The sequence below is a fragment of the Mesorhizobium sp. M4B.F.Ca.ET.089.01.1.1 genome (genome assembly GCF_004022605.1).
Taxonomy (GTDB): Bacteria; Pseudomonadota; Alphaproteobacteria; order Rhizobiales; family Rhizobiaceae; genus Mesorhizobium; species Mesorhizobium abyssinicae.
Genome location: NZ_RZOS01000301.1, coordinates 5,538 through 7,103, shown reverse-complemented (window position 1 = coordinate 7,103; position 1,566 = coordinate 5,538). Strand labels below are relative to the sequence as shown.

Below are 1,566 nucleotides of genomic sequence, written 5' to 3'. Positions count from 1 at the left end.
GGAAGGCGGCGGCGCGCCGCATCTGGTTCTCGGCGTCGAGCCCCTCGAGGTTGAGGACGGTGGAGACGCGGTGGATGCGCGCCCGCTCGCCGGCCGCCTGCAGGCCGCGCTCGGTGTGCTCCTCGGCATCGATCACCAGATGACCGAAGCGCTCGGCGAGCGAGACGAAGTCGCCTTCAGGGTCGATGATGGTCTGCTGCACCCAGGGCGCGCTCTGTTCGAGCAGCCGGCGCAAGAGATGCGACTTGCCGGAGCCGGAATTGCCCTGCACCAGAAGCCGGGTCGCCAAAAGCTCCTCGAGGTCGAGGGCCGCCGTGGCCCCCGCGCTCGTCTCGCCCATCTCGATCGCAACCGTCATATTTCGACTCGAAAACCTTTACTACGGCGACAGGGCTTATCAACCGAAGCGCGGCGGGTCGAGCGCGCCGGGCATGGATGGGCCACTGTTCCCCAGCTCTTCGGTGGCCGTTCACGCCTGGCCGCGCAAACCCCGAGCGCGCCGGACACGCGCCGGAGTGGGCGCGGGCCAGGGGCCGAGCGAAGTCCGCTTGACCATTCTCAAGCCCGGCGACATTGTGGACCACAAGTTGCAGTTCCTTAGCCAAGTGGTCGTGGCAAATGGATTTTCGCGACGCCATCGAAAGATCGCTGGCCTGGGCCGACGGATGGTTCGACTATGCGGCCACGCCGTGGTTCGTCTATCAGCTCGGCATCATCGCCGCACTGTTCGCGCTGGCCAAGCTCGCGGCGCTGCGCGTCGAGCCGCTGGTAGAGGGCCAGGCTCGCCAGATCAAGGGCCATCCCGGACTGTTGCGGGTGGTGATCGCCCTGCTGCGGCGCACCGACTGGATCCTGTTCACGCTCTTCCTGTTTGCCGCGCTCAGCCTGCTGCGCGCCGTCACCTGGCCAAGCCGCACCCATCTCCTCCAGGTCGCGCTGCTGCTCGCGCTGGCGTGGCTGTTCGCGACGGTGCTGTCGCGCATCATCCGCAACCGCCTCGTCGCACGCACGCTGGGCTGGCTGGCGTGGATCTATGCGGCCCTTGTCATCCTGCACGTCAGCGACGACGCGGCCACGGTCCTCGACAGCCTGGCAATCCCGCTCGGTGCGGTTCGCCTTTCTGCGCTCATGGTGCTGAAGGCGGCGCTGCTGCTGGTCGCGACGGTCTGGCTGGCGGTGGTCATCGGCAATTACATCGATGAGCGTGTCCGCCTCTCCGAGGAGCTGACGCCGTCGATCCGCGTCCTCGTCGGCAAGGTGGCCAAGATCGGCCTCGTGCTGGTGGCGGGCGCCGTCGCGCTATCGGCCGTCGGCCTCGACCTGACGGCGCTGACGGTGTTTTCCGGCGCCGTCGGCGTCGGTCTCGCCTTCGGCCTGCAGAAGGTCGTCTCCAACTTCGTCTCCGGCGTCATCATCCTGCTCGACAAGTCGATCAAGCCCGGCGACACGATCTCGCTCGAAGGCACGTTCGGCTGGATCCGCGAATTGCGGGCGCGCTTCGTCTCGGTGGTGACGCGCGACGGCCGCGAGTTCCTGATCCCCAACGAGGACTTCATCACCCAAAGG

Annotated in this window: 2 protein-coding genes; one reads left to right on the top strand and one right to left on the bottom strand. The window is 67.2% G+C overall.

Annotated features, from left to right (window positions below; translation table 11 throughout):
* Nucleotides 1-358, bottom strand: a 358-nt coding sequence (locus EN780_RS23470; protein WP_133372685.1) for a DUF87 domain-containing protein, incomplete at its 3' end; no start/stop codon positions are given.
* Between the two features lie 260 nt (nt 359-618).
* Here EN780_RS23470 and EN780_RS23465 point away from each other — a divergent pair.
* Nucleotides 619-1,566, top strand: a 948-nt coding sequence (locus EN780_RS23465) for a mechanosensitive ion channel domain-containing protein (protein WP_245500087.1), incomplete at its 3' end; no start/stop codon positions are given.